The 13,156-nt window shown below is 62.5% G+C and carries 11 protein-coding genes; 7 read left to right on the top strand and 4 right to left on the bottom strand.

The window, feature by feature from the left end:
* Positions 1–44 precede the first annotated feature (44 nt).
* Both J1G35_RS22315 and cueR read left to right on the top strand, forming a co-directional pair.
* Entirely contained in the window at positions 45–2,261 is a 2,217-nt protein-coding gene (locus J1G35_RS22315; protein WP_223016025.1) for a heavy metal translocating P-type ATPase, read from the top strand.
* The gene (gene cueR / locus J1G35_RS22310) at positions 2,258–2,659 is read left to right on the top strand and encodes a Cu(I)-responsive transcriptional regulator (protein WP_053134715.1); all 402 of its coding nucleotides are present in this window, start codon (positions 2,258–2,260) and stop codon (positions 2,657–2,659) included. The genes J1G35_RS22315 and cueR overlap by 4 nt, the downstream gene beginning before the upstream one ends.
* 156 nt (positions 2,660–2,815) lie before the next feature.
* Here cueR and J1G35_RS22305 read toward each other — a convergent pair whose 3' ends face one another.
* Both J1G35_RS22305 and J1G35_RS22300 read right to left on the bottom strand, forming a co-directional pair.
* The gene (locus tag J1G35_RS22305) at positions 2,816–3,715 is read right to left on the bottom strand and encodes a PA4780 family RIO1-like protein kinase (RefSeq protein WP_027607961.1); all 900 of its coding nucleotides are present in this window, start codon (positions 3,713–3,715) and stop codon (positions 2,816–2,818) included.
* Between the two features lie 133 nt (positions 3,716–3,848).
* Positions 3,849–5,126, bottom strand: coding sequence for an acetyl-CoA C-acetyltransferase (locus tag J1G35_RS22300; RefSeq protein WP_053134708.1), 1,278 nt, complete (start codon positions 5,124–5,126; stop codon positions 3,849–3,851).
* Between the two features lie 103 nt (positions 5,127–5,229).
* On the opposite strand from J1G35_RS22300, the gene J1G35_RS22295 reads away from it, so the two are divergent.
* From J1G35_RS22295 to J1G35_RS22280, 4 genes are all read left to right on the top strand, one after another.
* Entirely contained in the window at positions 5,230–6,573 is a 1,344-nt protein-coding gene (locus J1G35_RS22295) for a 3-oxoacyl-ACP reductase (RefSeq protein WP_053134705.1), read from the top strand.
* Between the two features lie 2 nt (positions 6,574–6,575).
* Entirely contained in the window at positions 6,576–7,424 is an 849-nt protein-coding gene (locus J1G35_RS22290; protein ID WP_223016024.1) for a MaoC family dehydratase, read from the top strand.
* Between the two features lie 300 nt (positions 7,425–7,724).
* On the top strand, positions 7,725–9,341 hold the full coding sequence (locus J1G35_RS22285; protein WP_223016023.1) for a collagen-like triple helix repeat-containing protein: 1,617 nt from the start codon (positions 7,725–7,727) through the stop codon (positions 9,339–9,341).
* Positions 9,342–9,526: 185 nt separating this feature from the next.
* On the top strand, positions 9,527–11,209 hold the full coding sequence (locus J1G35_RS22280; protein WP_053134698.1) for a POTRA domain-containing protein: 1,683 nt from the start codon (positions 9,527–9,529) through the stop codon (positions 11,207–11,209).
* A gap of 32 nt (positions 11,210–11,241) precedes the next feature.
* On the opposite strand, the gene J1G35_RS22275 is transcribed toward J1G35_RS22280, so the two are convergent.
* Together J1G35_RS22275 and J1G35_RS22270 are read right to left on the bottom strand one after the other, a co-directional pair.
* Positions 11,242–11,646 (bottom strand): response regulator, encoded by a 405-nt coding sequence (locus tag J1G35_RS22275; protein ID WP_223016022.1) that lies wholly within the window; start codon positions 11,644–11,646, stop codon positions 11,242–11,244.
* A gap of 54 nt (positions 11,647–11,700) precedes the next feature.
* Complete coding sequence (locus J1G35_RS22270; protein ID WP_053134691.1) at positions 11,701–11,892, bottom strand: Flp family type IVb pilin; 192 nt, start codon at positions 11,890–11,892, stop codon at positions 11,701–11,703.
* 316 nt (positions 11,893–12,208) lie between these two features.
* Between J1G35_RS22270 and cpaB the strand changes: the two genes are divergently transcribed.
* Positions 12,209–13,147, top strand: coding sequence for a Flp pilus assembly protein CpaB (gene cpaB, locus J1G35_RS22265; RefSeq protein ID WP_223016021.1), 939 nt, complete (start codon positions 12,209–12,211; stop codon positions 13,145–13,147).
* The last annotated feature ends 9 nt before the right edge of the window (positions 13,148–13,156 follow it).

The following is a 13,156-nucleotide window of genomic DNA, read 5'->3' as shown; positions in this document are numbered from 1 at the left end:
GGTCAAGGTTGATCCTAGGGGCAACTTCTCTGGAGGACTGCCCCATGAATGGACCCACCACCTTTGACCTGCCCATCGGCGGCATGACCTGCGCCAGCTGCGCCGGACGTGTCGAGCGCGCGCTGGGCAAAGTGCCGGGGGTGCAAAGCGTCAGCGTCAACCTGGCCAACGAGCGCGCCCACGTCGAAGTGCTGGGCCAGATCGACCCGGCCGTGCTGATCGCCGCCGTCGACAAAGCCGGCTACACCGCCAGTCTGCCGCAAAGCGAAACCAAGACCGAGGCCGACCAAGCCCAGCGCCTGCACCGCGAGCGCTGGGCGCTGCTGCTGGCAATCGTACTGGCGTTGCCCTTGGTACTGCCGATGCTGGTGCAACCCTTCGGCCTGCACTGGATGCTGCCGGCCTGGGTGCAATTCGCCCTGGCCACCCCCGTGCAATTCATCTTCGGTGCGCGCTTTTATAGCGCGGCGTGGAAAGCCGTGCGTGCCGGTGCCGGCAATATGGACCTGCTGGTGGCCATCGGCACCAGCGCCGGTTACGGCCTGAGCCTCTATGAATGGCTGACCGCGCCCGCGGGCAGCATGCCCCATCTGTACTTCGAAGCGTCGGCCGTGGTGATCGCTCTGGTGTTGCTTGGTAAATACCTGGAGAGCCGCGCTAAACGCCAGACCGCCAGCGCTATCCGCGCCCTCGAAGCCCTGCGCCCTGAACGCGCGATTCGTGTGCAGGAGGGGCGCGAGGAAGACGTCGCCATCAACGCCCTGAAGCTCAATGACCGAGTGCTGGTCAAACCCGGCGAGCGCTTCCCGGTGGACGGCGAAGTGGTAGAAGGCCAAAGCCATGCCGATGAAGCGCTGATCAGCGGCGAAAGCCTGCCGGTGCCGAAACAACCTGGCGACGCGGTCACCGGCGGCGCCATCAATGGCGAAGGCCGCCTGCTGGTGCGCACCACCGCACTGGGTGCCGAAAGCGTACTGGCACGCATCATCCGCCTGGTGGAAGACGCCCAGGCCGCCAAGGCACCGATCCAGAAACTGGTGGATAAAGTCAGCCAGGTATTCGTGCCGACCGTGCTGGTGCTGGCGTTGATCACGCTGGTGGGCTGGTGGCTGTACGGTGCGCCACTGGAGACCGCGATCATCAACGCCGTGGCGGTGCTGGTGATCGCCTGCCCCTGCGCCCTCGGGCTGGCCACACCGACCGCCATCATGGCCGGCACCGGCGTCGCTGCACGCTATGGCATCCTGATCAAGGACGCCGAAGCGCTGGAGCGCGCCCATGAAGTGAGCACCGTGGTCTTCGACAAAACCGGCACCCTCACTTCCGGCACTCCGAAAATTGCCCATTTGGCGGCGGTGGATGGCGACGAAGCCACCGTGCGGCAACAGGCCGGTGCGCTGCAACGCGGCAGCGAACACCCGTTGGCCAAAGCCGTGCTGGATGCGTGCAGCGAGCAAGGGCTGACGGTGGCGGATGTAAGCGCCAGCCAATCCCTGACCGGGCGTGGCATTGCCGGCACCCTCGACGGGCGCCAACTGGCCCTGGGAAATCGGCGCCTGCTGGAAGAAAGCGGCCTGGACGCGGGTGGGCTGGCCGACTCCGCCACGGCCTGGGAGGCCGAGGGCCGCACCTTGTCCTGGCTGATCGAGCAAGGCGCGCAGCCGCGTGTGCTCGGGCTGTTTGCCTTTGGTGACACGCTCAAGCCTGGCGCGCTGGAAGCAGTGGCACAACTCAAGGCCCGGCACATCAGCAGCCACTTGCTCACCGGCGACAATCGCGGCAGCGCCCGCGTCGTCGCCCAAGCGTTGGGCATCGATGACGTACACGCCGAAGTCCTGCCCGCCGATAAAGCCGCCATCGTCGCCGAACTGAAAAAAACCGGCGTGGTGGCCATGGTCGGCGACGGCATCAACGACGCCCCGGCCCTGGCCGCCGCCGATATCGGCATCGCCATGGGCGGCGGCACCGACGTGGCCATGCATGCCGCCGGTATCACCCTGATGCGCGGCGACCCACGCCTGGTCCCGGCCGCCTTGGAGATCAGCCGCAAGACCTACGCCAAAATCCGCCAGAACCTGTTCTGGGCCTTTGTGTATAACTTGATCGGCATTCCCCTGGCCGCATTCGGCCTGCTCAACCCGGTGCTCGCGGGCGCGGCGATGGCCTTGTCCAGCGTCAGCGTAGTGAGCAACGCCTTGCTGTTGAAAACCTGGAAACCAAGCACTTGGAAACAGTCGAACGTGGAGGATCAACGCCCATGAACATCGGCCAAGCCGCCCGGCAAAGCGGGCTGAGCGCGAAGATGATTCGCTACTACGAATCCATCGGCCTGTTGAAAACCGCCCATCGCACCGACAGCGGCTACCGCATCTACGGCACCGACGACCTGCACACCCTGGCGTTTATCAAACGCTCGCGGGACCTGGGGTTTTCATTGGAAGAGGTCGGCAAGCTGCTGACCCTGTGGCAGGACCGGCAACGGGCCAGCGCCGATGTGAAAGCCCTGGCGCGCCAGCATATCGAGGCGCTGAATCAGAAGATCCTGGAGTTGGGGCAGTTGCGCGATACGTTGCAGGACCTGGTGGAACACTGTCACGGGGATGACCGGCCGGATTGTCCGATTCTCAAGGAGTTGGCTTCGGGAAGCTGCTGCGCGTGAGGCTCTAACTGACTCACTACAAAACCAATGTGGGAGGGGGCTTGCTCCCGATGGCAGTGTATCAGTCTCAATATCTGTAACTGACGCACCGCTATCGGGAGCAAGTCGAATCGTCGCACCGCCCCTCCCACATTTTGATCCTCATCCAGCCAGGGATCACTGCATCCAAGGCGGCGGCGGTGGTTCTTCCGACGCTTTGCTCGGTGGCGCATCATCCGCCGCCCGAATGGCCTGGCGCCGTTCTTCATCCAGCCGCGCCGCTTCAATCTCGCGGATCACACCACCGACATCCGCCAGCTCTTCCGGCTCGTCGAACTCGCCGGTCAATACGCTGGCCGGGTGCAAGGTGCCGGCTTCGTAGAGCGCCCACATTTCCTTGGCGTACTTGGTCTTCTTCAACTCCGGGGCAAAACGCCCGAAGTAGGAAGCCATGTTGCCCACATCCCGCTCCAGCATGTTGAACGCGTGGTTGTTGCCCGCCGCATCCACTGCCTGGGGCAGATCGATGATGACCGGACCGGTCGGCGTGAGCAGTACGTTGAACTCGGACAGGTCACCATGCACCAGGCCGGTACACAGCATCAGCACGATCTGGGAAATCAGGAAGGCGTGGTATTCACGCGCCTGGTCCGGCTCCAACGTCACGTCATTCAGACGTGGCGCTGCGTCGCCGTACTCGTCGGCCACCAGCTCCATCAACAGCACGCCTTCAAGGAAGTCGTATGGCTTGGGCACGCGAACGCCCGCACCGGCCAGACGGAACAACGCCGCTACTTCGGCGTTCTGCCAGGCATCTTCGGTTTCTTTCTTGCCGAATTTCGAGCCCTTGGCCATGGCCCGGGCCTGCCGGCTGTTACGGACCTTACGGCCTTCCTGGTATTCAGACGCTTGACGAAAACTTCGTTTATTCGCCTCCTTGTAAACCTTGGCGCAACGCAATTCGTTGCCGCAGCGCACCACATAAACAGCTGCTTCTTTACCACTCATGAGTGGGCGCAGCACTTCGTCGACCAGACCGTCTTCGATCAGGGGTTCAATGCGTTTAGGAGTCTTCATCAGCTTTTATTGTGGGTCCTTTATTACCAAATACGCGTATGGCACTCGTTATACGGCAATCGGCTCGCCGGTGGGAGGGGCTACCGACCTCTGACCACTCAAGAATGCATCCAATATGCCAATTTTGGCGAATTCAACGTTCGATGATCGCCGTCACACCTTGCCCGCCGGCGGCGCAGATCGAAATCAGCCCGCGCCCCTTGCCCGCCGCGTCGAGCAACTTGGCCAGGTTGGCGACGATGCGCCCACCGGTGGCGGCAAACGGGTGACCGGCCGCCAGCGAGCTGCCCTTCACATTGAGCCGGCTGCGATCAATGGCCCCCAATGGCGCGTCCAGCCCGAGGCGCGTCTGGCAGTAATCCGCATCCTCCCACGCCTTGAGCGTGCACAACACCTGGGCCGCGAAGGCTTCGTGGATCTCGTAGTAATCAAAGTCCTGCAGCGTCAGGCCATTCCTCGCCAGCAAACGTGGCACCGCATACACCGGCGCCATCAGCAGGCCTTCGGCGCCGTTGACGAAATCCACCGCCGCCGCTTCGCCATCGCGCAGGTAGGCCAGGATCGGCAGACCACGCTCCTGGGCCCAGGCTTCACTGCCCAGCAACACCAGGGATGCGCCATCGGTGAGCGGCGTGGAATTGCCGGCCGTGAGCGTGCCCTTTTCGCTGCGCTCAAACGCGGGCTTGAGCGCGGCGAGTTTTTCCAGAGTCAGGTCGGGGCGCAGATTGTTGTCGCGGGTCAGGCCCAAAAACGGCGTGAGCAGATCGTTATGCCAGCCTTCGGCATAGGCAGCGGCCATTTTCTGATGACTTTCGAGGGCGAGTTGGTCCTGCTCGGCACGGGGAATCTGCCAGGTCTGCGCCATCAATTCGCAATGCTGGCCCATGGACAAACCGGTGCGCGGCTCGCCATTACGCGGCAGCTCAGGCTTGAGGTGCTGGGGACGAAGTTGTAACAGGACCTTTAATTTATCCGCCATGGACTTGCTGCGATTGGCTTGCAGCAGAATCTTGCGCAGCCCTTCGTTCACGCCGATAGGGGCGTCGGAGGTGGTGTCCACCCCGCCGGCAATACCGCATTCAATCTGGCCCAGGGCGATTTTGTTGGCCACCAGCAACGCCGCCTCAAGCCCCGTGCCGCACGCCTGCTGAATGTCATAAGCCGGGGTTTGCGGCGACAGGCGTGAACCCAGCACGCATTCACGGGTGAGGTTGAAGTCGCGGGAATGCTTGAGCACCGCGCCGGCGGCCACCTCGCCGATGCGCAGGCCGTGCAGGTTGTAGCGTTCGATCAAGCCCTCCAGGGCCGCAGTCAGCATCGCCTGGTTGCTCGCCGTGGCGTAGGGGCCATTGGAACGGGCGAAAGGAATGCGGTTACCGCCAATGATCGCTACACGGCGCAATTGAGTCATGGAAAGCTCCCTGTGGGTTGTGGGGTGGATAACTGAGCCTAGTCGAACGACTGCTACCCTGGGATGGTCAACCTTTTGAACCCCAGCCTTCGGAGAGCGTTCCATGTCTGACCGTTATATCGACTTCGCCAACTCAAGCCTCGGCCATCGCCTGGTCGCCGCCCTTGGCCTGCCGTCACCGGTACGCCTGGAACGCTGGCAAGCCGGACGCCTGCGTCCGGTGGACGGCGCATTGCTACTGGGGGGTGGTGTGCTGGCAACCCATGTACAGGCGTTTGCCAACAAGCTCACCGACGCGACCTACACGTACGGCACCGAGACATCGACGTGGATTCCCGGCCACGGCCCCAAGCTCAAGGCCGTGGTATTCGATGCCAGCCACTTGCAACACAGCGATCAACTCAAGCAACTGCGCGAGTTCTTCCAGCCGTTGCTGAAAAACCTCGATAACAGCGCCCACCTGGTGATCCTCGGCCGCGCCCCGGAAAGCCTCAGCGACCCTTTCGCCGCCAGCGCCCAACGCGCCCTTGAAGGTTTCAGCCGGTCCTTGGCCAAGGAGCTGCGCAACGGCGGCGTGTTGCAATTGCTCTACGTCGGCGACGGTGCCGAAGACCAATTGGAAGGCGCGCTGCGCTTCTTCCTATCACCGAAAAGCGCGTATATCTCCGGCCAGGTGATTCGCCTGAAAGCCTGTGCCACGCCGGTCGAAGACTGGACCCGCCCCCTCGCAGGGCGCAAGGCGTTGGTCACCGGCGCAGCCCGCGGCATTGGCGCGTCCATCGCCGAAACCCTGGCCCGTGACGGCGCCGAAGTGATCCTGCTCGACGTGCCCCAGGCCAAGGCCGACCTCGAAGCCCTGGCCGCACGCCTGGGGGCGCGCACAATCGTGCTGGACATCTGCGCCGAAGACGCCGCCGGCCAGTTGATCGAACACCTGCCCGACGGCCTCGACATCCTGGTGCACAACGCCGGGATCACCCGTGACAAAACCCTGGCCAACATGACCCCGGAATACTGGGACGCGGTGCTGGCGGTCAACCTCAATGCCCCGCAAGTACTGACCCAGGCCCTGCTCGACAGCGGCACCCTGCACGATAATGCCCGCGTGGTGGTGCTGGCCTCCATCAGCGGCATCGCCGGCAACCGTGGGCAAACCAACTACGCCGCGAGCAAGGCCGGTTTGATCGGCCTGGTACAGGCATGGGCGCCGTTGCTGGAGGAGCGCGGGATCAGCATCAACGCCGTAGCCCCAGGCTTTATCGAAACCCAGATGACCGCGCATATTCCCTTTGCCCTGCGTGAAGCCGGGCGGCGCATGAGTTCACTGGGCCAGGGCGGTTTGCCGCAAGACGTCGCCGAAGCCGTGGCCTGGCTGGGCCAGCCGGGTTCCGGTGCGGTCAGCGGGCAAGCGCTGCGGGTGTGTGGCCAAAGTTTGTTGGGAGCGTGAGCATGGATTGGCAAACCTTAGGCAGTACACCGTTTCTGCCACCGCTGTATTGGCGGGCGGCGCTCAAACGCAAGATCACCGGCAGTGCGTTGCCCGCACAGGGTCTGCGTTGCCAGATCAGCGTCAACCCCGAGAAGGTGGCGGCCTATCGCAAGGTCTGCGGTTTTGCCGACAGCCCGATTCTGCCGCCGACTTATCCACACATTCTGGCGTTTGGGCTACAGATGCAGTTGCTCACCGCCAACGCCTTTCCCTTCCCGCTGCTCGGGCTGATCCACCTGAGCAATCGCATTCGCATCCATCGCCCGCTGGGTGGCGTCAGCCAACTGCGCATCAGCGTGCACGCGCAAAACCTCCAGCCCCACGCCAAGGGCGCGACGTTTGACGTGGTGACCACCGTCGAAGATTCCCTCGGTGTGTTGTGGGAGGCCGAAAGCCGCATGCTCTGCCGGGGCGTGAAACTCGAAGGCGAAGCGCCAGATGATGGGCAGCCCACACCTGAGCAGGTCAGCGAGTTGACGCGCTGGAAAGCCCCCGCCGATATCGGCCGTCGCTACGCGCGGGTATCCGGCGACTACAATCCCATCCACCTGAGTGCGCTGACCGCCAAAGCATTTGGCTTTCCCCAAGCCATCGCCCATGGGCTGTGGAACAAGGCACGCACACTGGCGGCCCTCGGCGATCACCTGCCCACTGCGAATATTGAAATAGACGTGGTGTTCAAGAAACCCGTGCGCCTGCCCAGCGAAGTGACATTGCACACCAGTGCCGCCGGTTCCAGTGGTGAATTACGCTTGAAAGGGGTGGGCGATATTGAGCACATGACTGGAAAGTGGCGACCAATCGCATGAAAAAACCTGGTTAATTGTATATATACGCCCTAAGTAATAGCGGACTTAATCACGCCCGCTATTATTTTAACTTATTGATTTAAATCATATATACATCTTGATACAACCTCCCCTTACACCCTTCGAATTAGTCACTAAGCAGGCGTTCCGGCCCTGCTATATAAATCGTTAATACCAACTTGAGAATTGAGAGAACGTGAACCTGGGTCTGTGATACGCACACGGACAAACGCATCGCTATCCAAGAAGTAACGAGCGTTTGATGACAACTAAGGTTGTACAGGTGCAAGGAACTCAATCATGAAAACTCAAATCGTGTTTTGGAAAGCAAGTACCGCGCTGGCCCTGGCGATAGCAATGACGTTGGGCGGTTGCAGCAGCGGTGGTGGCGGGCATCACAGTAGCGGCTCGGCTTCCTCGGACCCTGCCGCAAGCGGTGGCGGCACCGACGGTGGTGGCACGGGCGGCACCGGCGGTGGCACCGGTGGTACGGGCGGCGGTACTGGCGGCACCGGTGGTGGCACCGGTGGTACGGGCGGTGGTACTGGCGGCACAGGTGGCGGCACCGGTGGTACAGGCGGTGGCACAGGCGGTACCGGTGGCGGCACCACCAGTACACTGGTCACCGCAGCGGTGGTCGACACCCTCGGCACCACCGTGACCGGTCTCGGCGGCACCGTCGGCAGCCTGGGCACCACCCTCGGCAGCCTGCCAATCGTCGGCGCAACCGCTGGCGGCCTGGTGACCGCTACCGGCACCGCCGTGGGCAGTATCGGTGATGGCGTGTCGGACGGACTGGGCTCGATAGGGACCGACAGCAATGCCCTGGGCACAACCCTTGCCGGCGTGGGCAATGGGGTTTCCGACCTGGGTGATGGGGTGAGCGTCACAGGCGCTAACGTTGCCACTTTGCTCGGACGCGTGCCGGTGGTCAGGACCGTCTCGCCAGCGGTGGGCGGCGTGGTCGATAAGGTCGGCGATGCCGTGACCATGCTTGGCGATACGTTGAGTACTGCCAGCACCACCGGCCCGCTGGGTTCGGTCACTGACACCGTCGGCGCGCGAGTACTGGTGCCTGTGGTGTCCCTGGTGGAAAAGGCCACCGGCAAAGTCGGCAGCACAACCGGCCTGGACAGCCCGGTAGGCGGCCTGCTGCGCAAAGTCGGCGGTACCGTTGACGGCTTGGGCGATAAAGTCGCCGGTACCGGCGGCAACCCTGTGACCGACGCGGTGGGCAACGTGCTCAATGGCGTGGGCATCACCGTCGGCAAGGCCAGCGGTTATGTCGATCCGAATCCCGGCAACGTCGGCGGTGGCACAGGCGGCGGCGCCAATCCATCCGGCCTGCCCGAACTGATCGGCGGTGTGATCGCCGGTGCCAGTAGCGGCCTGAATGCGGGCAGCACCAACGGTGTGGTCAGCGCGACCGGCGTCACCGGGGTCAACGTCGGCGGCACCGTGGCATCCGTGGGCACCCTGCTCGGCGGCAATGGCGTACCGAACGCGACGGCCGGTGCAGCGGTCGCCCCAATCACCAACACCCTTGGCGTCGCACTCAACCCTGTCACCAGCGGGGTACAGAACCTCACCCAAACCATCGGCGGCGCCACTGGCCTGGGTGCGCCGGTCAACGGCCTGGTCACCAACGTGGGCGGCGCGGTCAGCAGCCTGGGCGGACAAATCAGCACCACCAACGCCAACCCGATCACCAACGCCCTGGGCGGCACCGTGAGCGCAGTGGGTGGCACCGTAACGTCGGTCGGCGGCCTGGTGACCGGAGGCACAAGCAACGGTGGTGGCCTGCTCGGCGGCGGCCTCAGCGTGGGCGGCAGCGCAACGACCTCCACCAGCGCAGGCGCCACCGCAAATGGTGGTGCACTGGGCGGGATTCTCGGTGGCCTGACCGGCAAAAAATAGAATCGCACCTGGCCGATTAGACGGCCTCACCTACAGCGCCTACGCTTGGTTGAGACGAGAGATCCAATCCATCTCTCGTCTTTTTTATGGGCCAATGAACGGCCTGTGAAAGCCCCCGAACCGCGCCCCGAGAGCCCGGCGGGCCTCTGCAAGACGCCGCCGCAGTTTTGACCATGGAGTGTCCTATGCGCGCTTTGACGCCGTTGTTATTGCTCACCCTCAGTGCTTATGCCCAGGCCGATACCCTCCCCAGCTTCCTCAACAGCAACGACACCGTACGCACTCTGCCCGTGCCCAACCTGCCCGCCGACGCCTACCGCCCGGCCACCCCGCAAACCCAGTTGCCGGTGCCCGCCGCCCCGACCGCGCAACCCTTGCTGATGGACACCAAAGTGACCATTCGCAAACTGCAGATCGACGGCGGTACGGTCTATCCGCTCAAGGACGTGGCCCAGGTCTTCGAGCCCTTGATTGGCCGCGAAACCAACCTCGCGCAACTGATCGAGGCCACGCGCCGCATCACTCGGCGCTACCAGGAAGACGGCTACCTGTTGTCCTACGCTTTCCTGCCGGAGCAACGCTTCGAAAACGGCCTGGTGCGCGTGGTGCTGGTGGAGGGTTATATCCGCGATTACAGCCTGCAGGGCGACATCGGTTCGGTGTCGTCCTACGTCGACAAGCTGGCAGAAAAACTCAAGGCCGAACGCCCACTTACCCGCAAGACCTTCGAACGCTACACCACCCTGATGAGTGCCATCCCCGGTGTGACGTTGCAAGCCCAAGTGCCCCCGCCCGGCACCACCGATGGCGGCACCCACATGCAAATCAGCGCCAGCCGCAAACCCTTCACCACCAGCATGAGCCTGAACGAGAACAGCCGCGGCGGCACTCAAGCGCTGCTGACGGCCACCAGCAACGCGTGGACATCCATGGGTGAACAACTGAGCGTCAGCGGCCTGTTCCCACCGGGCGACGATAAAGAGCATTACTACCGCGCCGCCTACAGCCAATTCATCAATGCCGAAGGCACCCAGGTGGTGCTATCGGGTGAACGCTATCGCGCCGACCCACGGACCAACCTGCAACTGGGCGGCGGCTTCGAACTCAAGCCACACCAGGAAATCGACCGTTACTCCATTGGCCTCAGCCACCCGCTGATCGCCTCGCCCAACGAGTCACTGAGCCTCGGCGCGCGCTACTACGCCGTCGACCAGACCACTCGCTACCAACTGGTGGGCTTCCCGCAGCGCCTGGAGCTGCAAACCGACCTGCGCGCCCTGGCCTTCGAGGGTGACTGGCGCAAGGCCGATACCACCCAACTGCGCATCCTCAGCGCCGGGGTGTACCAAGGCACCAACGGTATGGGCGCCAAGACCCGCAGCGACTTCGGCGGCCTCAAGCCTGACCTCGACTTCTTCCGCCTGCGCCTGTCCGGCGTGCAAAGCAACAAGCTGTTTGATAACTGGCAAGGCGTACTCTCCGGCGCACTCTACTGGAGCGACGACACCTTGCCCGACAGCGAACGCGCCACCTTCGGCGGGCAGAACTTCGGCCGCGGCTACCCCGACGACCAAGGCTCCGGCGACAAGGGCTGGGGCATGGCGTACGAGATCAACTACAGCTACAACCGTGCCGGCGACTGGGTGCGCATCCTGCAACCCTACGTGGTGTTCGACCGGGCCAAGACCTGGTTCAACGACCTGCCGATCAAGCACAACGATATGTCATCGGCCGCCGTGGGCCTGCGCTTTGGCGACACCCAGTACTACAACATCGCCCTAGAAGCGGCCAAACCGATGTCGGACAAGGCCCTCGACACCTTCAACCGCACGCCGCGGTACACGTTGAGTTTCAGTTATCAGCTATGACTGCAGCCCCGTAGGCGCGAGCGTGCTCGCGCCTACGGATAGCGCTTGGTCACGGGGAAGAGACTGTTCAACGTATCGAGCAGCCGCACCAGGTAGATCGGCTTGCGAAACAAGTCCAGCACCTGCAGGCGCAGCATGTCGCTGACGTCATCCATCTCGGCATGACCCGACATCACAATCACCGGCAGGTGCGAGCGTGAGGTGTGTTCGCGCAGGCGCTTGATCAAGGAGATACCGCTTTCCTCGGGCATGCGCAGGTCGGTGATGACCAGGGCGATATCAGGGTTGAGGGTGAGTTCCTGCAAAGCTTCGGTGACGGAGTTGGCCGTGAAGCAGACGAACCCTGCATCACCAAGGGATTCGGCGAGTTCGATCAAGGCGTCCTCTTCGTCGTCCACTAACAGGATTTGTTGCCGGGTCGGCAAAGAGGAACTCATGGGAAAAGTCCTGGGACTGGGAGTGCACTCAAGGTAGTTACACCACGGTATTGATCAAGTACCGATGCCTGTCTGAATCGAAGTAAAGATGGCTTTAACTTTGGTACTGATCGGCGACATGAACAGTCCGATCACCGCCGCACACATCGCCGCGACAATTGCATATTCGATACCGGAGGCCCCCTCTCTGGCATAAGAAAAAATCTGGATTTTTATAAACACCTTGCGAATCGCATCAAGGAACATATGACTTCTCCTATGCGCTCAGAGCGCTGATGTAGCGGGCCTACTGCATGATTTCGCTTTGCCATTAGAGCATTGTCGGCAAATGCACTCCCAACAACTGTAATAAGCGACTAATCACAAAGTAGTAGCCAACTCCGTGGCGCCAAAACAACCTGGTTTTCCATTGCAATGCAGAATTTTTCCGAAGGGTAATGGCATTTCGTCCTAGCTGAACTACCTTCAAATAGCGAAATAGTTAGATGTTCCGCGTGAACTGATTGCGCAGTGACTGGATGGACCAGCCGGCAGGTTCTGCAGTGGGAAAGGGAGAGCCTTAATGAGCAGTCGCATCAGTATGATTCTGGCCGGATTACTGTTGGTGGGTGCACTGATTGCAGGCTATTGGGGCCTGGTGCTGAGCCGCCCGGAACCGGCGCCCGCCGTTCAACCGCTTGCCAGCACGATTGCAGTGCCCCCAGCCGAAGACCCTACGCGTCAATCCGTAGTGGTGCTGGCCCACGACGTGCCGCCCTTCGTCGCCCTCACCGCCGCCGACCTGACCCTGGAAAAACTGCGCACCGCCCCGGCAGGCAGCCTCACCACCCTGGAACAAGCAATCGGCCGCGTGCCCTGGCGCAGCCTTGAAGCGGGCACTTGGCTGACCGAACAAAGTTTCGACGCTGGCGGAAACCTCGCCCGCATGATCCGCCCTGGCGAACGTGCACTGGCCGTCGCAGTGGATGAGGTGAGCGGTGCCGGCGGGCAATTGAACCCCGGCGACTATGTCGACGTAATGCTGTACCTGCGCCAGGAAAACGGTAACCCGCAGCCTTCGGCGCAAACCGTCATCCCTGCACTTCGCCTGCTCGGCGTGGGCGACCAGTTGGGACTGACCAACGACGGTAAACCCGGCTCCCCCGTGGCCACCTCGGCGCAAGACCTGGCCAAGCAACAACAGAGCCGCGCCGCTGCACGCACGGTGCTGCTCGCGGTTCCAGAGCAATTAATGACTCGGCTGGTGCTGGCTATTCAAGCGGGCGTATTGCGCCTGGCCGTGCGCAGCGCCGACGAACAACGCTTGAGCCTCTACTGGGCGGGCGAAAATGACTCGCTGGTAAACCTCGACAATGCCAAGCGCGATCTCTACCAGTTCAATCAGTTGGCCTTTACTTCTGCCCCCATCAACACCTTCAGTCCGCCGGCGGCCAACAGCACGCCACGTCGCTCGGGGATCGAGGTAATACGCGGCAACCAGGTTACTCAACAAACGCCCTGATAGCGCTAA

Source organism: Pseudomonas sp. SH10-3B (assembly GCF_019891415.1).
GTDB lineage: Bacteria > Pseudomonadota > Gammaproteobacteria > Pseudomonadales > Pseudomonadaceae > Aquipseudomonas.
This window is presented reverse-complemented; position numbering and strand designations above follow the sequence as displayed.

Coding starts and splice junctions, on each gene's coding strand:
- J1G35_RS22315 (WP_223016025.1), top strand. CDS start 45: ATGAATGGACCCACCACCTTTGACCTGCCCATCGGCGGCATGACCTGC.
- J1G35_RS22290 (WP_223016024.1), top strand. CDS start 6,576: ATGGATTGGCAAACCTTAGGCAGTACACCGTTTCTGCCACCGCTGTAT.
- cueR (WP_053134715.1), top strand. CDS start 2,258: ATGAACATCGGCCAAGCCGCCCGGCAAAGCGGGCTGAGCGCGAAGATG.
- J1G35_RS22275 (WP_223016022.1), bottom strand. CDS start 11,646: ATGAGTTCCTCTTTGCCGACCCGGCAACAAATCCTGTTAGTGGACGAC.
- cpaB (WP_223016021.1), top strand. CDS start 12,209: ATGAGCAGTCGCATCAGTATGATTCTGGCCGGATTACTGTTGGTGGGT.
- J1G35_RS22270 (WP_053134691.1), bottom strand. CDS start 11,892: ATGTTCCTTGATGCGATTCGCAAGGTGTTTATAAAAATCCAGATTTTT.
- J1G35_RS22305 (WP_027607961.1), bottom strand. CDS start 3,715: ATGAAGACTCCTAAACGCATTGAACCCCTGATCGAAGACGGTCTGGTC.
- J1G35_RS22300 (WP_053134708.1), bottom strand. CDS start 5,126: ATGACTCAATTGCGCCGTGTAGCGATCATTGGCGGTAACCGCATTCCT.
- J1G35_RS22280 (WP_053134698.1), top strand. CDS start 9,527: ATGCGCGCTTTGACGCCGTTGTTATTGCTCACCCTCAGTGCTTATGCC.
- J1G35_RS22285 (WP_223016023.1), top strand. CDS start 7,725: ATGAAAACTCAAATCGTGTTTTGGAAAGCAAGTACCGCGCTGGCCCTG.
- J1G35_RS22295 (WP_053134705.1), top strand. CDS start 5,230: ATGTCTGACCGTTATATCGACTTCGCCAACTCAAGCCTCGGCCATCGC.